The organism is Neoalteromonas arenosi (assembly GCF_030362855.1).
Taxonomy (GTDB): Bacteria; Pseudomonadota; Gammaproteobacteria; order Enterobacterales; family Alteromonadaceae; genus Alteromonas_E; species Alteromonas_E arenosi.
On the sequence record NZ_JAUCBP010000014.1, the window covers coordinates 1 to 18,788 of the forward strand.

Below are 18,788 nucleotides of genomic sequence, written 5' to 3' on the forward strand. Positions count from 1 at the left end.
ACATGACACCGATTGAGTATAGAAATGCCGCCTAGATATTCTACGAAGTAACTGTGTTAGATATGGGGTATTTACAAGTTCGTTACAGGTATACGGCATCTATGCTGAGACCTGGATAAGCGTTATCTCCATCATAATTATTTTTGCTGGTGTTGCTGTATTCACTACCCAGCGATATATCGCACGTAAAGAATCATCTGAATTTGACTATGGACCAAGCGGCAAAAATACCAGCCTCCCCCTAATGGGCGATATTTTTAATACCAGTGGCCAGCGAACCGGCGGAAGAACAGAAAATAGCTGGTCAGGTGACTCAACCGGTGTTGACGGCGGAGGAGGTGGTGACTAACAAACACGTCATTTTGGGAATAATGCTGACTGTATTTGTGGGCCTGGCTATTTGGACACAACACGATGGTAGCAACGATTCAGTAGATGTTTCTTACGCCCCACCGTTGTGTACTAGTGAGCAGTGCCGGTTTGAAGTTGTCTTAAAAAATAAACGACCAATGAGTATTGCTGGTAAAGCCATTATTCGCTCAATGTATGTAGCCCATTCCAAAACAGGGAGTGAGCTGATTGAAATATATGAACGGCACTTTGAATTCGAAATAGATGCGATGTCTGAATTTAGCCTAAAGGATTCGGTAAATGGCGTTAGTAACTTACCAAACTTCAAGGTTTATATAAGACTGAATGAAGGCAAATGATAGAGCCTATATAGCTACGTATTAGTGAACAAAAATCCAATTAAAATCGGATTGTACTGTACAAAGAAGTTGAATAGCGTGATGTACAAAAAGAAAGTAAAAGATAAGGATTACACACCCAATCATTTTTCCGTAAAAAATCGACTCACCCGATTATGTTTGATCCTCGTTCTATTAATTTACGGGGGCTACGGAATGATTAATGGCGAACTCTATTTATCTTACCAAAGAGCCGAAATTACACTACAGGGGCCTTCAATATATTTAGCCTTTGCTTCGTTCTGTATTGGTGCTATTTACTTAGGGCTTGCTATCGTCGACCATTATGACAAGCGTAATAATGAGCATGAATATCGCAGGCTAGAGGCTATCTTTAAGGGTCTTGCCATTTTAATATTGCTAGTTGCGCTGTGCACACATATTAGTTACACCTTCGGCATACAAAGCGGCACGTAGCAAGCCCTCCGAGGGCAAAAGGAGAGTAGATTGAAAAATTGGATTTTAACTTTATCAGTTGTTCTGTTAATGCTTGGCTGCAAAACAAGCCCTAAAGAAGAAAGTTTGAGCTCAATGCTGATGGTTATGGCTACCGAAAATGCCTATATCGTCAATGGAGTAGAAGTCAACAAAACCGATCACGATGCGTTTCTAGCAGCACTCAAACAGACTGGATACTCCAATCTTTTGCTGACCGGCTTAGAGATAGGTGATCTGCTACAGGTATCCAGTCAACTTGATGACGCCGGGTTTTCTTTATATTACATAAACAGCGATAGTGAAATTAAAGCTATTTATGTTGATTGAGTACCCATGCTCAAATAACCATATGCCTGTATTACGCACGTCAGATAAGGAATGTTGATGAAAACCATACGGATTGTTCTCACCGCGATTTTTTGTGTTTTTGCCGCTATTGGGCTGGGCTCCGTTTTGATGGGGCGCATTTCCCCCTTTTCATTAGTGATTGTATTATTGTATTTATCAGTTGCTGCGGCACTCAATAATAAGGGAGGGAAGCCTGCAAGAGTCGTCGCTTTTTTTGTCTCAATATTGCTCGCGACCTGTGGGCTATTTTCCCTCGCAATGTATGTTTCAACATTTTTTGGTCAAGCCTATGATTCAGTAACGCCGGTCGCACTGGCAGTTATTGGAACAACAGGGATATTGACATTTTGGACGCTAAAGAAAGGCAATATTAAATGAGCATATCTATTAGTTTTGTATACGTGCTTTTAATCTTCATGTGCGTTGTTCCGGCAATACTCGCCGTTCTGCTAGCGAAGAAACAAAATCGCTCCATGCTGATTTCGGGTTTAGTCACATTTGTTTTAGGCTTCACCTGGATAGGGGGGTGGGTATATTTAGGCTGTATGAATTTGCTTAGACCAAAGGAGCAGTGACTCAATAACCAAGACCTTGCACTCTAGTTTTAAATTCAACAAGGATGATAAAAAATGGCACCCAAAGGATTCTCTTCAGAAAAGTTTTTAGTCCTTACAGTGATCTGGATGTTCTTAGGAATAGGAGCAATTGCCTACTTCTTAAATTACGTGTATGAAAAATCTGAAAATATGCCCAATGAGGTTGAGTTAGCAGCCAACTCACTTAAAAAGTTATTGCCCATTGATTATGGTGAAGGAGTTCAGTTGATTAGTGTTAGCAGTGACACCTCCACGCTTATCATGGTAATGGAAATTGATGGCCGCCAAGACACTGAACTCCTAGAAATATTCGCGGCTGATCCCACCGCTGAAGACTACGAAGATGTGTGCACTTCATCGGAGCAAATGAAAGGACTTCTTATGTTTGGCGCTGCGATTAGAATCCAATACATTTCTCACGACGGACAAAGCCTAAATCAGATTGAAGCGAACAAACAAACGTGTGAGCCGTTTCATCAGCCAACATAGAACAATGGAACATTACCCTAACTGTTAAACAATCAGTGAAGGGTAAAAAAAAGTTGAACGCTATGCATTTTTGCGTCAGTTTAGATACTTAAGACTGCACTACAGATTAAACCGAAGAGCACTTTAAGGACAAGATTACACACGAGGGATTATGAAACGCTTATCAATTCTACTGCTGACTATTATCGCACTCGCTGGGTGCAGCAAACCACTGCCGCCAGAAAAGCTCTCATACGCTGGAGAGTGGCAAAGCCCAGAAATGTACTTGCTGATCCTCGAAGACGGCACCGTTGCGTATAAACGCTTACAGAATGGCGGAAGTACGTCGATAAATGGTCCATTAAAAGAGTTTGTAGAGGATGACTTTGTCGTCGGTTTTGGCTTCTTAACGACGACATTCGACGTTACGCAGCCCCCACATGAAGTGCAAGGCACTTGGACTATGGTAGTTGATGGTGTCACGTTAACGCGAACGCCATAAATTGCGTGAATTGAATATTTCCCGGCGGTCCACTCGCCCTCTACAATACGTGCAGCTTTTACTAAAGGACTCATTGATGGCAAAGCTACTATCTGCACTCACACTCTTATTAGCCTTAACAGCCTGTGATTTTAACTTTGACATTCCTCACGCCGATGAAACATTTGGTACACAAAATTTTGTGTCGGCAGTGTCAATTATCGAATTACACAACGTACGCAACGGAGAGTACCCTGAAGATCTCGACGAGTTAGAATTTTTAGGTAACTGGGATGCGATTTGGCTATCGGCAGTGAGATACGAAAAAGTCGACAATGGCTACAACCTATTCGTTGAACGCGGTTGGGCAACGGAGCCTAATTTAGTATTCCCGATTCGATTCAAACAAGGTTTGGGTATACAAGCAACAAACGTAGAGTGGCTAGAATAACGCTTAAACACAAGACGCACATCGAGCACACAATGACTGACCCACAAGCTATTTTCCAAGAACTCAAAGCTATTTTGGCTGAATATGCCGATGAGATGATTGTCCTCGCCGACGAAGATGATCATTTCTACCTCAATACACATCACATAATGAAAAATAAAAAGCCCATGTATTTTGGTTCTGTCAAAATTAACAAACGCTACGTGAGCTTTCATCTGATGCCAGTGTATGTGTTCCCTGAGCTGCTCACCTCAATAAGTGCGCGGCTTAAAAAGCGCATGCAAGGCAAATCGTGTTTTAATTTCACCGTGAGCGACGAGCCGCTTTTTACCGAACTCACTGCGCTAGTCAAAAATGCTTATGAAATGTATGCCCACGAAGGCTATTTATAGCCGAAATTCGGCACAATTCCGGTAAATTTGTGCAGAAAGTGGCACAAATTAAAGAATCGGTTTAACCTAAATGTGATGAACCAACGTAGAACTATTATATTTTTTCTGCATTGGTGATGATGTACACGCGGGGGAACAGTGCGACTCTTCTACGTAATAACTGTTGTTATTGTATGCGTTTTTACGAACCTAATTGTTGCTGGGAATTGCCGAGCTCAATCTGATGGTACGGCTGATAGGTATTACATTAATTTTGCACCCAACCCATCCTCCGTTGCCCAATTGGAATTTTATCATATCTTAGCCGCCCGTTTTGAGAACCAATATCCTCAAACCAAGATCCGCATCAAGTCGCAAACCATGGAGTCACACAAGCGTAGAGTTGAAGCTTTTTACCATGGTGACACGCAAGAAATTGATGTCATGCTCGCATTTGCGGGAACACAATTAAACACCCTAATTGCAAGCGGTCACATAGCCTCATTAGAAGCCTTATGGAATGAAAATGATTTCGATGTGGTTTTTTCTGATTCAACAAAACAAATCATCAGTGACCAGGGTGAACCTTTTGCTCTCCCCGTAGGCTACTATCAATGGGGGTTTTATTATCGGAAATCACTGTTTGAACAGTGGAACCTCTCCGTACCGCAAACATGGCAAGAACTGTTAGAGTTTACAAAAGACGCTAAAGAGTTTGCCGATGCACCACTGAACTTCAGTGGTGCGAGCCAGTGGACAACCCTAGCGTGGTTTGATTATATAGCATTGCGTCTGATGGGGCGTGAACATTACTTAGCCTTACTCAATGGCCAGCGAAGCTTTTTATCTCCAGAAGTAGAGTCGATTTTCAGTCATTGGCAAGAATTGATTGAAGCGGGTGGATTTGACAATACTCAGGTCTCGCTGACTTGGCAGGAAGCTTTACCCTTTTTTTATCGCGGTAAAACAGCAATAACGTTGCAAGGTAACTTCTTTCTTGCTGATGCGCCGGAAGGTATTCTGGATGACATTGGCTTCTTCCCATTCCCCAATATTAACCCTCGCATGCCGCGCTATGAGATCGCTCCTACAGATGTTGCAGTAATGTCAAAATCAGCGGTTAATAAACCCTTTGTTCGAGAATTTATAGAGTTCCTTTCGGCTTACGAAACGCAGGCCTTTTTCTCGGATTATGTTGATATCATATCACCGCGCAATGATTACCTATCTCCGAACAACCGACTTCTGCAAGTAGGGGCTGAGCATTTAAAAAGCTCAGACGGTATCGTCCAGTTTTTTGATCGCGAAACCACAGTTGAATTTACTCAAGAAGCGGCCCAGTTGTTTGTTGAATTTATGCAAGGCAAGCTGGATATCGACACTGTAGTCAGTGAACTCGAGGGTGCTCGTGAAAAATATTTGCTGCCCAAAGTCTTACAATAAGCCAGCCGTAGATTGAAGCCGTTACTTTGCGTAGTTTAAATTACAATCTACTCCGTATTTGTAGCTCGTTTTGAATATTTTCCCTTTCAAATAATTTTATTGCCGTTATTATTTGGCTCATTCTTTTAGGCGCACTCAACAGTGTTGGAATACCGAACGCGCTCCTTCGAAGGCGAACGATACCAAGTATGCATTCGATACACAGAAAAAGAGATTTCAATGTCTGTAAAACAACAATCTCCCAAAGCATTAATGGCTCAGTGTGTCGCGATCGGCATTGGCGTAGGCACAATCGCGGGTGTCGCTTTAGGCGTTGCTTTTAATACTCTGGTGTTTGGCATTGCCATAGGCATAGCGGTTGGTTGTAGTTGGGGTATCTTGTTTGGAGCCTGTTCTGGGCGTAATTCCTAAGGATTAAGGGAGTAATCATTTTTGAAAAAATATATATTGATCATAGCTATCGCTCTCGTCACAGCATGCGCAAGCAAGCCTCATGAAGATCCAGATGCCCGGTCCACGTCCGCTGAGACCACAGTGAAAGTTTCCGGCACTCGCGTCAGTAGAGAAGAATTAGGAGAGCTTAAGGTGATCAAAGTGGGTAATCTGTTAGACCAGCTACAGCAGCAAATGAGTGCCTACCCACAAATTCAAGAAGGTAAAACCTGCAAAGCGTTGATTGCTGAACTCGAAGCGAATGAAATCGAAGTTCAAGCCATCAGTGACGATAAAGTGTTTGCTCTGACTAAAGACAAAAAATCATTGAAATATACATTTCAAGAAGGTGGTTGCCTGTAACGGTTGAAATGCAATTTGAGTTAAAAGGACGTTCGTATTATGCAAGAACCAATGAATATCGGTTTACCCGACAAAATTCAATTGGAAAAACATCTCAATTACATTCATATTACGCGGAAGTGGTTTGGCATACAGTTTGTTTTTTTCACAGCTTTTGCAGTGTTTTGGAACGCCTTTTTATTTTATTTCTACGCTGGGATGGATGAGGATACCGACAATTTTACCCGCTTTTTGCCCATCCTTCATGTTATCGCAGGCATTGCAATCAGTTATTACGCGATAGCCGGTTGGGTTAACAAATCCCATATATTTGTTAGTAAGCAAATGTTAGAGATCCAACACAAACCCTTGCCGTGGATAGGCAATAAACAATTCAGAGCTACAGATTTAAAGCAACTCTACGCGAAAGAAAAGATCTCAAATAATCGCAACGGTACTCATGTCACCTATGAGGTGCACGCGATATTGACCAATGGCAAAAATGCTAAATTGTTAGGCGGGCTAGATTCCAGTGAGCAAGCGTTGTATATCGAACAGGAAATTGAAAAGTACCTTGGGATTAAGGATACTGCTGTGCGCGGAGCTTTAGGTTAACCGATGGCATCAACGTTCAAACATTTCGCTTACACCGCCGCAATAGTATGTCTGCTCACAGGTTGCACTACCGGGCAGCTGTATTACACAAATGCTGCAGGTGAGCGCAAATTAGCCTGCAATGTTGAGTTTGTTGGGCTACCCAAAGTCGATATTCATGCTGTAGATTACGCCTTGAGTTTTTGCGCAAAAACCGCGGTGAAACAAGGCCATATACTCGATGCCGAGCAGCAGTATTTGTTGACCTTAGATACGCAATTTCCTGCACCTCCCTGCGGTGTGGCATGGGATCATGAAATTGCAAAAAGCGCTTACGATAACCGTTTCCTAACGGCTCGTGAATATGGATACATTGTTGCGCATGTTGACCTAGGATTGGCAGCGGTCAATCACTGCCAATAAGCAACTGACCACCCATTGAGTATGTATTGTTGATCCGTTTAGCTACCGATAATGACTGCTACAATTTAGCCGCTCTTTCTGCATACGTATGGTTGCAAACCTATGCCGCCAAGAGTATGACAAAATCCCATATCGACTATGTTCGAAACCATTTTACGCCTGTGCAATATCAACAGTTACTGGATTCAAAAAGCTATCGAGTGATTGCAGTTATTCAAAATGCCAATCTAGTTGGCCTAGCAGTTGTGAATTTAAAGTCGCAATTTGAAAACCCATGCAATGGTTTTGAGATAGAACGGATGTATATCCACCCTAGTTACCGTGGCGCAGGCTATGGTCGTGCAATATTTGATTACATCAAAAGCCAATTAGGTGGACGTTTTTGGTTGTATACTTGGGATAAGAACGAGTCGAATGCATTCTACCAACACTTGGGTTTTAGCAAAGTTGGAGAGCACCAGTTTTACTTCGCCAACCAAGTGGTAAACAACAATGTGTTCGCTTACGTAGAGGAAGGAGCAGAGTAAATTCGCCTAATCCACTGGTTGTTAGCACAAAACGTATTGCCTCTATCGCTGGCGGCGGGGTTTATTGCAAGTACAATAGGCTTACTTACTTTTACGCTAAGCTGGAATTTGTATGAAGTTTGGGATGGCCCGATGCCTGGCTACCAAGTATTGCTATTTCCGGGCAATATGTCGCTGGTTTACATCTGGCACCCATTGTTCAGTGAGGAAATAGATTTGTACCCAAAACTGGGCCTTATTTTGCTTGGTCAATTTGTCTTCGTTGCCCTGTTTTTCGCACTTGTGCGACAGATACTGGCACGCATATTTCATCGATAGAATAACGCGTTAAAGATAACCATTGAAACCCAATACCTAATTTATAACCTCAAGTCAGGTTATTCACCACAATTCAATGACGTTTTGGATGGTAAGTTCCATCATTTGCTGTATTTACGGCACTTTTTACCTAATGGGTATGCGTCAGCTATTTAAATAACAACAGGCGTTGAAAAACGCCTAATAAGGACTTCGCTTGCAGGACTTACAACAACAACTCGGTTTTATTCTCGAACTAGACAAACTCAAGGCGGTATATCGCCAAGCCTTAGTCAAATGTGACAATAATCGCTTTGAAAATAGTGCTGAGCACAGCTGGCACATTGCCATGACCGCGCATACGCTCAAAGACTATGCCCAAGAGCCAATTGATATTGGTCGCGTGACTTTAATGTTACTGCTTCACGATATTGTAGAGATTGATGCCGGCGATACTTTTGCATTTGCCGAACCGCACGAGCTCGATGGCCAAGAAGACAAAGAATTAGCCGCGGCAAACCGCATATTTGGTCTGCTGCCCGAGGCACAATTTAATAGTGTGAAGCAAACCTGGCAGGAGTTTGAAGCCGCACAAACACCGGACGCGCGTTTTGCCAAAGCCATGGATCGCATTTTGCCGCTACTACAAAACATGCAGAATGGTGGCGGTAGTTGGGCACGCCACAACGTGAAAAAGTCACAGGTGATCCGCCGTAACCAATATCTTGAAGGGCTGGCGCCCGCGCTGTGGGAGTATGCACTTGAGCAAATAGATATTGCAGTGCAAAAGGGCTGGTTGCGAGACGCATAATACAATCAGTAGAGCCTTTGTATCCAAAGGCTCTGGTATATTTCAAATTGGCTTAATTGCGCCCAGCCATTACACCGCCATCGACATCCCAAATGGCTCCAGTAACCCAGCTAGATGTATCGCTAAGTAAAAATACAATGCTATTGGCCACATCTTCTGGTGTACCAATACGGCCAATGGGGTGAAAACCGTCAAAGCCAGCTAATGCTTGATCAACCTCTTTGGGGTCAATAAAAGTCTCATAAATCGGCGTTTTGACCACTGCAGGTGAAACGGCATTTACTCGGATGTTATCGCTAGCCAATTCCATTGCCATATGCTGAGTCAAGGCATGCAAACCCGCTTTCGCCATCGAATAAGCAGAAGATGGTGTAGCTTTAATGGCTTGTTTAGCCCACATTGAACCAATGTGCACAATCGAGCCACCACCATGAGCTTTCATATTTTTCGCTACCGCTTGGCTAATGAAAAATGTTGCCCGATTCAATAACGCATAAATGTCGTAATCTTCTGCCGTATGCTCCAAAAAGCCTTTGGGGTTGAAGTAGCCTGCCGCATTAACCAAGTATTGAATATGACCTTCTTGCGCAGTTATATCGGATACAACGCGGTCAACATGTTGTTGCTCATTTAAGTTAGCTTGGATAGTCTCTATTACTGCCCCATTCGTTGCGACGTTTTCTAGGGCTACTTTTGCGTCAGCTAACTTGGTAGCATTGTTGCCTAAGATAATTGTGCTGACACCCTGAGCGACAAGCTGTTGAGCTGTTGCTAAACCCATACCGCTGGTGCCTCCGATGATCAATGCAAGGTTAGATGAAGTCATTTTTTCTCTCCGCTTAAGTTAAAGTACGGATGTGAATTTATGTCGATGTGAGGTGCAAAAAAAGTAAGCACAAATTGGTAAGGTATGTACTTTTTGGTACATCTTTATGAAAACTATGACAAAAAAAATTTCAAGAAAAACTCCGCCGAGTCAAAGTGCGCAGATGGTTGAAACCATATATGGCTGCAAGTGGTCGTTAACGGTTTACAAATTGTTGGCAGAAGGCATCAATCGCCCGGGTGAAATGGTACGCAATGTTGAGGGTTTAACCACAAAAGTGTTGAATCAGTGCCTGAAGCGTAACACTGAGTTTGGCATTCTTGAGCGAATCTCATACAACGAAGTGCCCCCTCGGGTTGAGTATGAAGTAACGGAGTTGGGTGCCAAATTCCTGAAAATTTTAGATGGACTGGAAGCGCTACAATTCGAAATTGAACAGCAACAACCTGATACCAATAACGAGTGAGAACTGCTAAACAATGAATATTAGCTATCGCAAAGCCACCAGCGCCGATATGGACCGCTGTCTTGATGTTCGCGGTATGACCCGTGACAACGCCTTTACGCGTGAAGATCTAATTGCCATTGGCGTGCCGCCTGGCTCTTGGGATGAGCCAATTGATCAAGGGGTGTATGTAGGTTATGTCGCTCTAGTGGAGGGCGAGATTATCGCTTTTTGTTACGGTGATACCGAAACTGGCGAGATCTTAGTACTGGCAGTAATGGATGGTTATGAAAGCCGAGGTATAGGTACTGCGCTTTTAACCAAAACCTCCAGTGCATTATTTGACTATGGCCATAAAGAGCTGTGGCTCGCCGCATCGGCCACTCCGGTCGTAAGAGCCCATGGCTATTACCGTGCGATTGGCTGGCACCCTACCGGCAAGCTTGATGATAATGGTGATGAGATTTTAACGTTAAACGCTAGAATGAAATGAATCTGTGCAAACCACTGAGCATCTGAACAAAAGCATAAGGAGAAATAGCTGATGACATCAACGACTAAATATTTAGCCTTGGCTATTTTGTTTTGCTTGGCTGTACTGTGTTTTATGGTAGGCACGATAGCCGGTGCCATAGCCTTTATTGCGATCGGCTTCTTACTGGAATTAGCCTTTTGGATAGGCGTGTTTAAAACGTCATCAAAGCCAAAAAAAAATAAGCGTTAGACGATGAATCAGCCGCAATCTGTTTTTCTAGAATTAAAAGTCCCCCCTGTATTGCTAGTATTAATCATAGCCGGATTCATGTGGTTATTGTCTATTTCGTTCCCTTCGTTGGACGTCAGCTTTCCCTACTCCTACATTGCAGTGGTTGTATTAGCCAGCTTGGGTATCGGGGTTGCGCTCGCAGGAGTTTTTGAATTTCGCAAAGCGCACACCACTGTTGACCCGCGAACCCCAGATCAAACAGCAAACTTGGTTCAGTCCGGTATTTTTAAATTCTCGCGTAATCCCATGTATGTAGGCTTTGCCCTACTATTGATGGCCCTAGCAATATGGCTGGGTAATAGTGCGGCAATGGCATTGATTGTTGTTTACGTGCTGTATATGAATCGCTTCCAGATTTTACCCGAGGAGCGATTTATGTCGGCTAAGTTTGGCGCCGCCTATGACCAGTACAGAGGCAAAGTTCGTCGCTGGTTGTGAATCAGAGACAAATTCAACGGAAAGTTAGCAATGTCCAAAACAGTTATTTTTGGTAACTCAGGTTCAGGGAAATCTACTTTAGCCAAGCAATTAAGCGCATCTGACACGGTCGCGCATATGGATTTAGATGCCATTGCGTGGCTGCCGAGCACACCACCGACAAGAGCACCTTTAGAGCAATCCAAACAGCATATTAACGCATTTATACAAGCGCATAACAAATGGGTTATAGAAGGCTGTTATGCTGATCTTATCGAACTTGTCATGCCTATGGCTGAGCATCTTGTTTTTATGAACTTACCCATTGAAGCATGTATTGCCAATGCGCGCGCTCGACCGTGGGAGCCTCATAAATACCCGTCCAAAGCAGAGCAAGACGCAAACCTAGCGATGCTTATCGAATGGATTGAGCAATATGCGACGCGAACTGATGAATTCTCACAGTGTCGCCATCAGCAGCTTTACGATGACTTTGGCGGGTCGAAAACTATGGTGACCGCAAACAACCAATATAACTCATCAATATGATAACTCTACGTCCACTTAAATGGCTATCCCTTGCTTTATTATTGATTGTAATAACGGGTCTATTAATACCTGAACGCATTGTTATTCCTGTTGCTGGTGCCAGCTCAAGTGACTGGAACCACCAAACATTCTGGTTTGAACCCTGGGGCTCTTCTGGGGTACACAAAGGCATTGATATATTTGGCGATATGGAAACAGCAGTGCTTGCCGCGACCTCTGGCGTCGTGGTGTACACTGGATATTTGAGCAAAGGCGGTAATGTCATTGCGGTTTTAGGCCCTAAATGGCGCATTCACTATGTCGCTCATCTAAATTCGACTTCTGTGCAAGTAGGTGATTGGGTCGAGCGTGGTGAAACAGTCGGAACACTCGGCGATACCGGTAATGCCAAAGGCAAAGCACCGCATGTGCATTACTCGATTGTATCAGTTGTACCTATCCCATGGCGGATGACGACCGATAGCCAAGGCTGGAAAAAAATGTTCTTCCTCAATCCGCATGACAAACTGATATAGTAGGGCCTGAAGGTGGCACCTCAGCAATAACAGCAGCGATCAAAACGCCAATAATAAACGAGTGAGTATTATGGAACTAAGCCCTGAGAAACAACTGGAACTGTTAGAGAAAGAATATTTTCACTTGAATCACGTGGTCGAAAACTTCGATGCCAAATCACTGACGATTAAAGCTTGGAACGTTACCCTGGCAGGCTCACTCAGCGGTGCAGGTGCCTTTACACAGCATTATGAGCTGTTGTTTTTCGCCGCGTGTGCCAGCGTGCTATTTTGGTTTATTGATACTTATTGGAAGAATTTCCAATTTGCCCACTACCAACGCATTGGTGAAATAGAGGCCTACTTTGCAGGACGCGCTGAGCACACTGGTTGCTTCAAGATTTCTGAAAGCTGGAGTAAATCCTATCGCTTTAAGCCCCATAAACGCTTTTATCGGATCATGTTTTATCCGCATGTAGTGCTACCGCATGGCGTAATGAGTATTGCGTTATTCGCGACTTTTTTCTGGCTAATCTACAAGTAAAGGACGAAAGCGTGGAATATTATTCATTCTCCCTTGACCAACTAGATACCACCATAGCGCTTTATACAGATGTTTTTGCTGCTGCAGAGGGGCAAGCCGTTGGCGAGTCTATCGGACAATTAGTCAGGGCCTTAGTGACAACGTCTGCTGAGCGTGATTTGTATGGATATATAGCGAAAGATGGCAACACGATGGTTGGCGGTATTTTCTTTAGCCGTTTTAGCACCGCTCATGAATCGACCATTTTTATGTTGTCGCCAGTGGCCGTCGCAAACGATTATCACGGTCAGGGAGTTGGACAAGCATTGATTGCATTTGGTCTGCAAAGTATGACCAAGCAAGGTGTGGATATTGTGGTCACTTATGGTGATCCAGCGTTTTATAGCAAAAGTGGTTTTGCGCCATTGGATGAAAACAAGATCAAAGCGCCCTTTCCACTTTCCCAGCCCGTTGGTTGGCAAGCTGTAGCGTTAAATGGCAAACCCATTCCAATCATTGCCGGAGCTACACAGTGCGTCGACGCATTTAACAATCCAAAGCACTGGTAGCACTGAGGATACGCATGTTTACTCCCAAAGCAATGGCGATGCAAGAGCCCGAGGCCATACGGCAGTTTATCGCTGATTATGGTTTTGGCTTACTGATCACAGCCGACTTAAATACCACTCGACTGCCACTGTTATTCCAAGATGATGGTGATAAAGGCATGATTATTGGCCATATGGCCAAAGCCAATCCGCAGTGGCAAGTCGCTGACAATCAGCGGGTCTCAGCGGTATTTAGTGGGCCACATGCCTATATTTCACCCACCTGGTACGAATCACGTCCTGTGGTCGCGACGTGGAATTATGCATCCGTACAGTGCTTCGGTACGTTTTCAAGTTTAAACCGCGATGCCACCCGCGACGCGATCAATGCGTTAATGGCACACTACGAACCTAGCCTGCTCGGCAACACTGAACTTTTACCCGTTGATTACATGGAAAGACTACTCAATGCTGTGGTTGGATTTAAAATCGTCATAAATGAGATCCACGCCAAAGAAAAGCTTGGCCAGCAAAAGAGTAAGGCCGATCAATGCGGCGTCTATCAGGGGCTACTTAACAGTCAATCACCGGACGCTGCAAATCTTGTCCGCTATATGGACAACAGAGGAATAGGTAATGGAAAAACGTAAATTTACCCTTGAGCTAATAGCTATTGCACTAGTCAGTTTGCTCGCTTTGGCGAGTTGCGACAATACACCCAGCGGTGATATTAAGGGCGTTAGTCTCGATGGTGTATGGCAACACGCCGACAAAGACGCGCAACTTGAATTTAACCTCAACAGCGGGCTTGCCACCGTATATCAACACGGGACACATGCTGAGAATCAAGGCCTAACAGTCATTAAAGAACTCGTTGAGGTGGAAAATGGCCGCACTTGGCAGGGCATGATGTTTGACGGCTATCAAAATACCTATGTGCCCGTTACTATCACATTGGATGACCAGCGTCTTGAAGTACGCGATCAAACTGCCCAGGTGATCCTCACTTTAACCCGTTAACTTAGCGCTGATAAGGAGCTCTTGTGCAAGTTACCATCAGTACCAACCGCGACGATTTGGATTTTGACGTGATTTACGGCTTTATCTCCACCAGCTACTGGGCAACGGGGATCCCGCGTGAGGTTATGCAGAAGGCTATCGATAATTCGCTGTGCTTTGGCGCCTATAACACCGCTGGCGAACAAATTGCATTTGCCCGTGTAACAACCGATAAAGCGACCTTTGCTTATCTCGCCGACGTTTTTGTACTGGAGAGTTACCGCGGCTTAGGCGTGAGTACCAAGCTAATGGAAGCTATTACTGGGCATCCAGACTTACAGGGCTTGCGCCGCTTTATGCTGGCAACCTTCGATGCCCACGGTTTATATGCCAAGTTTGGATTTAAGCCGATTGAACACGTGGATACCTTGATGCAAGTGCATAGCCCTGATGTGTATAATCAGCGGGGATACTAGGCAGAAATTTTTTTTGGAATTTTTTGTAGCTGCAGGCGTCAAAGCAACAAGTATCCACACTGCAAACTGAATGCTAGGATCCCAATAATACTGAGAATGGATGATGAAAAAACTCACTGCACTGTTTGTCATGTTACTTGGCTTTACACTTGCTGGATGTGCACCTGGGCCTTTAACACCGAGCCCCGAACAAACGCGAGAATTGACTCAGCAGGCAATCGATTATCAACCCAGTGGCAATAGTAATCGTCAGATTTTGAATATCAAAGCAGCGGGCGTGCAAGGACAGTTTGTTTATCTCAACACCGAACTGGATTACCGCGACCACTCGAACATTACAATCGCCATTCCGCCGTCTGTGGCTCAGCAGCTTGAACAGAAGTTTGGTGCCTCGCCGCAAGATTACTTTATCGGTAAATCGGTGTCGGTAACCGGTGACTCCCGTAAAATCAAAGTCCGCGAAAATAACGATGGGGTACCTACAGGCAAGTACGTCTACCAAACGCATATCCGTATTACCCAACCAGAACAAATTGTGGTGCTCAACTAAGGCTCGTTGTGTTGGGGAAAGAGTCTTTGTACTCACATCATGGATTGGTTATGCTTCTGACATGCTGAACCCGAGAGTTTGAGACCTTACATTGGATCCGAAAGCCTACATCGATGAGTTTGCCTGTATCGCTCATCTGCCGCGCGAACAACAATTCAAAGAAATTGAAGCGGCGATCGAAGCAATAAAGCAAGATAGTGCCTTACCGGTATTACCACTGATTAGTATTGCAATCCCTGCCATTGTAGTTGGTGCGCTGGTTGCCATGATGTACCTGTTTTTTGGTGGTGAAAGCTGGACCTTAGTGATCGCCGCGATATTTGGTTTACTGGTCTCTCGCGTCATTGCCAGTGAACTACGCGCCAAGTTGCTCAATAAAGCGCTGCACAAGCGCCAGCAGGTAGAATAAATGGCCAAGACCATTGAGTACCGGGTTAATGCACCTGTCAGCGTCGACCAATTTCACGATGTGCTAAATGCCAGTACGCTCGGTGAGCGCCGCCCGGTGGAAGACAGTGTGTGTTTGCAAGGCATGTTAGCCAACGCCAATCTAATAATTTCAGCCTGGCAGGGCGCAACCTTGGTGGGAATTGCTAGAAGTGTCAGCGATAACTACTATGCTTGTTACTTGTCTGATCTGGCTGTATCTGAACACGCGCAGCAGCAAGGTATTGGCAAGCAACTGATTGCACTGACACTCAAGCAGCTTCAACCCACCTGTAAATTGATTCTCATTGCTGCACCAAAGGCGAATGAGTACTACCGTAAGCTGGGTTTTGAGCACAATGACCGCTGCTGGGTCACCACGCCCTAATCACGTTGCATTCTGCGGTGGCTTACCCAGCGAAATAACCTCTATCGCCCCGGTGTGCTGTAAGTCTTTAACATGTAACTTACCGTGAGGGTCGAGTTTCTGTTGCTGCGCAAACCACAAGGTTAAAGTTGCCAATGCATCATCTAAAGCATTGTGCGCGGGCGCTGCCGGTAAGTTTAATCGGTCTCGACATACACTTAAGGTTGCGCTATTCGGTGGTAACACTTGTTGCTGTTTCTTAAGCTCATAAACCGCCAGCTTGAGCGTATCTAAAGTAACGATTGCCGGCACATATATGCCTAAGTTAGTCGCCACTTGATTGAGCACACCAATATCCAACGAGGTGTTGTGAAACAGCCAAATGTGCGAGCCAATGTAGGTTTGCATCGCTTCAACCGATTGTTGCACGTGCGTACCTTGCCGGACCTCTTCGTCAGTTAACCCATGGATCACAGGGCTTTGCGCCAAGTCACCTTTAGCCCGAATCACCTGATAATAACAACTGGATAAGTCGACGGTGTTGCCTTTGCCACTAACCCACCCTATCGAGAGCACTTTGGCGGTCTGAGGATCAAGTGATGTAAGTTCAAGATCGATCGCCAAGATTGGTATATCGCGCAGCTGTATAGCGCCAATTGCTTGTGGAATAGGGATGCCAGAGTGGCCGCTTAAGCGTCGCCACAGTTGGTTTAAAAATCCCATTAGCCCATGCCACCCGCGAATTTCATCACAGCCGCTTGTTGGGCGCGGTCAATCGCTTTAAACGCTGCCTTGAGCTGATGTTTTTCAATTGATGACAACTCACTAATAGAGACACAATTGTCAGTAACGCTCTGGGTTAACTGGTGCCGCCAGCGCAAACGATTCATAAATAACCAAATATCGCGCAAGTTTGCTGCATCGCGCTGGGATAAACCACTTTCTTCGGGCAGATTATCGAGTCGGCCCAATGTCGACGGCATTTTCAAGCCGCTCTCAAGTGCATAAAGACGCACTAAATTATTGATAATCGCAACCGCATTGACTTTCAAATCGATGCTGTCTTTGATTTCTCGGCCTTTCTCAAAGACAAACTTTTGAAACATCGACAGCGGCACATCGACTTCATTGGCGTGGCGCGCAAGTGCGGCTAAGAACATCTTTTGTTTAAGCAAGGGGGCGCGCGCTTCTTGTAAGCGTTTGAACAACTCAACATCACCCGCTGCTGCGCGCGCATCGAGAAAGATATTAAAGTGCATGATGGCTTTTGGTGTAGGCTGTTTAACCCACTTCTGCGCTTCTTCGATAGCGTCGTCTAATGATAACCGCAGCTCTGGATTAGACGCCATGATATTCCCCGGACAAAGCTTAATGCCGCATTTATTTAGCCCCTGACAAACATACTCTGACATCTGTGTAAAGTATTCGGCTTCTTGTTCATTTGGTCGATGCGCAAGTAACAATGCGTTGTCTTGATCTGAGCCCATCGTTTGGTCTTCGCGAGCTTGTGAGCCATACACAATCCAACAGTATCCCATGGGAGCATGACCATGCTTCTGTTGAAAAAATGCGATAAGTTTGCGCGTCATGATATCCGTGGCTTGCGACAGCACTTTACCAGCAATATCAAAATCGCCGGGGCGTTTCGCGTGGATAGAAAAATAGTGCGGAATTTGCCAACTGGCGCGAGTTAGCTCGTAAAGATTTTGCGCTTTGGATAATTCCCCAATTACGAATAGCACATTGCCGCGCTGATGACGCACAATGTCACTGGCGGTGATCATCCCCACTGGCTGTTGTGAAATGCGATCGACCACCGGCAAGTGATGTATGTTGCGTTCACTCATTACCGACAGGGCATCAAACAACGTGCGGTTATGCGTGATCTTGGCCGGTTCGGCGGTCATTACTGTCGCAATGCTGTCATTCAGATCGCGCGCAACTGCAACCACGCGATTGCGCATATCACGGTCAGTGACAATCCCCGTCAGCTGATTGTCCTCGGTGAGTAGTAATGACGATACATTCTCTTCGGCCATAAGCTTAGCCGCAGCGTGAATGCTAGTACTCGTATCCGCTTGGATCGGGGCACGGCTAATCACCTCTGATAGCGGTTTATACAGCCACATAGAGTTTGAATCTTCGACCGCTTTGTTTTGCAATGCATCGGTTTTAGCGCTGTTGAAAAAAGCCGCGATTTTAGGATTTTCCATCGCGTTTAATACGGCGTCTCGAGCTAAACAAAACACTAAACCTGCACTATCGACCGTAATATCAATCGCGTAATCGACACCATCGATGATGCTGTTGATGCCAAAATAATCACCGTCGCTTAGGTGACGCTCCGGCCCGTCAGAATCTTTAACCGAAAATTGGCCGCTTTGTATGAGATACAAGCAACCTTTATTCGCTGCCAGTAACTCCTTGGCGTTGTTTGGGGCGATATAAACCAAATTTGCAGTTTTTGCCAACGGACTTAAATCATTGTCACACAGCTGATCAAAAGGTGCCGAGCTGTGCAAAAAATCAAATACCTGCTGAGGTATAGCGGTCATAGTAGCCCCTTGTCTCTTTGCTGCTGAGTTTTGATTGTCACTCAGCAGATCCCCAACGTCGCTGCGCTGGATCAAA

General features: G+C 44.9%; 32 protein-coding genes. 29 read left to right on the forward strand and 3 right to left on the reverse strand.

Translation table 11 applies throughout. From position 1 onward, the window contains the following. Positions 1–266: 266 nt before the first annotated feature. The 15 genes from QTP81_RS16960 to QTP81_RS17030 all read left to right on the forward strand — a co-directional run bounded on the left by QTP81_RS16960 (position 267) and on the right by QTP81_RS17030 (position 8,771). On the forward strand, positions 267–710 hold the full coding sequence (locus QTP81_RS16960) for a hypothetical protein (protein WP_289367218.1): 444 nt from the start codon (positions 267–269) through the stop codon (positions 708–710). Between the two features lie 78 nt (positions 711–788). Then, complete coding sequence (locus tag QTP81_RS16965) at positions 789–1,166, forward strand: hypothetical protein (RefSeq protein WP_289367221.1); 378 nt, start codon at positions 789–791, stop codon at positions 1,164–1,166. A 30-nt stretch (positions 1,167–1,196) separates the two neighbouring features. Further along, positions 1,197–1,514, forward strand: coding sequence for a hypothetical protein (locus tag QTP81_RS16970; protein ID WP_289367222.1), 318 nt, complete (start codon positions 1,197–1,199; stop codon positions 1,512–1,514). A gap of 51 nt (positions 1,515–1,565) precedes the next feature. Next, positions 1,566–1,913 (forward strand): hypothetical protein, encoded by a 348-nt coding sequence (locus tag QTP81_RS16975; RefSeq protein ID WP_289367223.1) that lies wholly within the window; start codon positions 1,566–1,568, stop codon positions 1,911–1,913. A 251-nt stretch (positions 1,914–2,164) separates the two neighbouring features. Then, positions 2,165–2,620: a hypothetical protein gene (locus QTP81_RS16980; protein ID WP_289367224.1), complete on the forward strand. Its 456-nt coding sequence runs from the start codon at positions 2,165–2,167 to the stop codon at positions 2,618–2,620. A gap of 151 nt (positions 2,621–2,771) precedes the next feature. Beyond that, a complete protein-coding gene (locus QTP81_RS16985) occupies positions 2,772–3,101 on the forward strand; it encodes a hypothetical protein (protein WP_289367225.1) in 330 nt (109 codons plus the stop codon). 76 nt (positions 3,102–3,177) lie between these two features. Next, on the forward strand, positions 3,178–3,531 hold the full coding sequence (locus tag QTP81_RS16990; RefSeq protein WP_289367226.1) for a hypothetical protein: 354 nt from the start codon (positions 3,178–3,180) through the stop codon (positions 3,529–3,531). Between the two features lie 32 nt (positions 3,532–3,563). Beyond that, positions 3,564–3,923 (forward strand): hypothetical protein, encoded by a 360-nt coding sequence (locus QTP81_RS16995; RefSeq protein WP_289367227.1) that lies wholly within the window; start codon positions 3,564–3,566, stop codon positions 3,921–3,923. A gap of 282 nt (positions 3,924–4,205) precedes the next feature. Next, entirely contained in the window at positions 4,206–5,345 is a 1,140-nt protein-coding gene (locus QTP81_RS17000) for an ABC transporter substrate-binding protein (protein WP_289367233.1), read from the forward strand. 219 nt (positions 5,346–5,564) lie between these two features. After that, on the forward strand, positions 5,565–5,756 hold the full coding sequence (locus QTP81_RS17005) for a hypothetical protein (protein WP_289367236.1): 192 nt from the start codon (positions 5,565–5,567) through the stop codon (positions 5,754–5,756). Positions 5,757–5,777: 21 nt separating this feature from the next. Beyond that, positions 5,778–6,140: a hypothetical protein gene (locus QTP81_RS17010; RefSeq protein WP_289367238.1), complete on the forward strand. Its 363-nt coding sequence runs from the start codon at positions 5,778–5,780 to the stop codon at positions 6,138–6,140. Between the two features lie 39 nt (positions 6,141–6,179). Next, positions 6,180–6,734 carry a hypothetical protein gene (locus tag QTP81_RS17015; RefSeq protein ID WP_289367239.1) on the forward strand — a complete coding sequence of 185 codons (555 nt, stop codon included), beginning with the start codon at positions 6,180–6,182 and terminating at the stop codon, positions 6,732–6,734. A 3-nt stretch (positions 6,735–6,737) separates the two neighbouring features. Further along, complete coding sequence (locus tag QTP81_RS17020; protein ID WP_289367240.1) at positions 6,738–7,136, forward strand: hypothetical protein; 399 nt, start codon at positions 6,738–6,740, stop codon at positions 7,134–7,136. 26 nt (positions 7,137–7,162) lie between these two features. Next, positions 7,163–7,663 carry a GNAT family N-acetyltransferase gene (locus tag QTP81_RS17025; protein WP_289367242.1) on the forward strand — a complete coding sequence of 167 codons (501 nt, stop codon included), beginning with the start codon at positions 7,163–7,165 and terminating at the stop codon, positions 7,661–7,663. Between the two features lie 514 nt (positions 7,664–8,177). Further along, positions 8,178–8,771 (forward strand): HD domain-containing protein, encoded by a 594-nt coding sequence (locus QTP81_RS17030; RefSeq protein WP_289367243.1) that lies wholly within the window; start codon positions 8,178–8,180, stop codon positions 8,769–8,771. Between the two features lie 52 nt (positions 8,772–8,823). Here the strand turns inward: QTP81_RS17030 and QTP81_RS17035 are convergent, their stop codons facing one another. Beyond that, entirely contained in the window at positions 8,824–9,597 is a 774-nt protein-coding gene (locus QTP81_RS17035) for an SDR family NAD(P)-dependent oxidoreductase (protein WP_289367244.1), read from the reverse strand. A gap of 106 nt (positions 9,598–9,703) precedes the next feature. Here QTP81_RS17035 and QTP81_RS17040 point away from each other — a divergent pair, with 106 nt between their 5' ends. The 14 genes from QTP81_RS17040 (at position 9,704) to QTP81_RS17105 (ending at position 16,178) form a co-directional block, all read left to right on the forward strand. Next, positions 9,704–10,063, forward strand: coding sequence for a winged helix-turn-helix transcriptional regulator (locus QTP81_RS17040; protein WP_289367247.1), 360 nt, complete (start codon positions 9,704–9,706; stop codon positions 10,061–10,063). A 13-nt stretch (positions 10,064–10,076) separates the two neighbouring features. Then, positions 10,077–10,535 (forward strand): GNAT family N-acetyltransferase, encoded by a 459-nt coding sequence (locus QTP81_RS17045; protein WP_289367249.1) that lies wholly within the window; start codon positions 10,077–10,079, stop codon positions 10,533–10,535. A 51-nt stretch (positions 10,536–10,586) separates the two neighbouring features. After that, complete coding sequence (locus QTP81_RS17050; protein ID WP_289367251.1) at positions 10,587–10,766, forward strand: hypothetical protein; 180 nt, start codon at positions 10,587–10,589, stop codon at positions 10,764–10,766. Positions 10,767–10,769: 3 nt separating this feature from the next. Further along, the gene (locus QTP81_RS17055; protein ID WP_289367252.1) at positions 10,770–11,246 is read left to right on the forward strand and encodes a methyltransferase family protein; all 477 of its coding nucleotides are present in this window, start codon (positions 10,770–10,772) and stop codon (positions 11,244–11,246) included. A 30-nt stretch (positions 11,247–11,276) separates the two neighbouring features. Beyond that, positions 11,277–11,774, forward strand: coding sequence for a P-loop NTPase family protein (locus QTP81_RS17060; RefSeq protein ID WP_289367254.1), 498 nt, complete (start codon positions 11,277–11,279; stop codon positions 11,772–11,774). Further along, on the forward strand, positions 11,771–12,289 hold the full coding sequence (locus tag QTP81_RS17065; RefSeq protein ID WP_289367255.1) for a M23 family metallopeptidase: 519 nt from the start codon (positions 11,771–11,773) through the stop codon (positions 12,287–12,289). The genes QTP81_RS17060 and QTP81_RS17065 overlap by 4 nt, the downstream gene beginning before the upstream one ends. 70 nt (positions 12,290–12,359) lie before the next feature. Next, on the forward strand, positions 12,360–12,812 hold the full coding sequence (locus QTP81_RS17070) for a hypothetical protein (protein WP_289367256.1): 453 nt from the start codon (positions 12,360–12,362) through the stop codon (positions 12,810–12,812). Between the two features lie 11 nt (positions 12,813–12,823). After that, positions 12,824–13,360: a GNAT family N-acetyltransferase gene (locus QTP81_RS17075; protein WP_289367257.1), complete on the forward strand. Its 537-nt coding sequence runs from the start codon at positions 12,824–12,826 to the stop codon at positions 13,358–13,360. Between the two features lie 14 nt (positions 13,361–13,374). Further along, positions 13,375–13,989, forward strand: a complete 615-nt coding sequence (locus tag QTP81_RS17080) for an FMN-binding negative transcriptional regulator (protein WP_289367260.1) — start codon at positions 13,375–13,377, stop codon at positions 13,987–13,989. Continuing rightward, positions 13,976–14,359 carry a hypothetical protein gene (locus QTP81_RS17085; RefSeq protein ID WP_289367261.1) on the forward strand — a complete coding sequence of 128 codons (384 nt, stop codon included), beginning with the start codon at positions 13,976–13,978 and terminating at the stop codon, positions 14,357–14,359. Before QTP81_RS17080 ends, QTP81_RS17085 begins: the two co-directional genes overlap by 14 nt. Before the next feature lie 23 nt (positions 14,360–14,382). Further along, on the forward strand, positions 14,383–14,814 hold the full coding sequence (locus QTP81_RS17090; protein WP_289367262.1) for a GNAT family N-acetyltransferase: 432 nt from the start codon (positions 14,383–14,385) through the stop codon (positions 14,812–14,814). Positions 14,815–14,914: 100 nt separating this feature from the next. After that, positions 14,915–15,364, forward strand: coding sequence for a hypothetical protein (locus tag QTP81_RS17095; protein WP_289367263.1), 450 nt, complete (start codon positions 14,915–14,917; stop codon positions 15,362–15,364). A 91-nt stretch (positions 15,365–15,455) separates the two neighbouring features. Then, positions 15,456–15,773, forward strand: coding sequence for a hypothetical protein (locus tag QTP81_RS17100; RefSeq protein ID WP_289367264.1), 318 nt, complete (start codon positions 15,456–15,458; stop codon positions 15,771–15,773). Further along, positions 15,774–16,178, forward strand: a complete 405-nt coding sequence (locus QTP81_RS17105) for a GNAT family N-acetyltransferase (RefSeq protein ID WP_289367265.1) — start codon at positions 15,774–15,776, stop codon at positions 16,176–16,178. Here the strand turns inward: QTP81_RS17105 and QTP81_RS17110 are convergent, their stop codons facing one another. Beyond that, positions 16,179–16,880, reverse strand: coding sequence for a 3'-5' exonuclease (locus tag QTP81_RS17110; RefSeq protein ID WP_289367266.1), 702 nt, complete (start codon positions 16,878–16,880; stop codon positions 16,179–16,181). Beyond that, positions 16,880–18,712, reverse strand: a complete 1,833-nt coding sequence (locus tag QTP81_RS17115) for a DUF294 nucleotidyltransferase-like domain-containing protein (protein WP_289367267.1) — start codon at positions 18,710–18,712, stop codon at positions 16,880–16,882. Before QTP81_RS17115 ends, QTP81_RS17110 begins: the two co-directional genes overlap by 1 nt. Between the last annotated feature and the right edge of the window lie 76 nt (positions 18,713–18,788).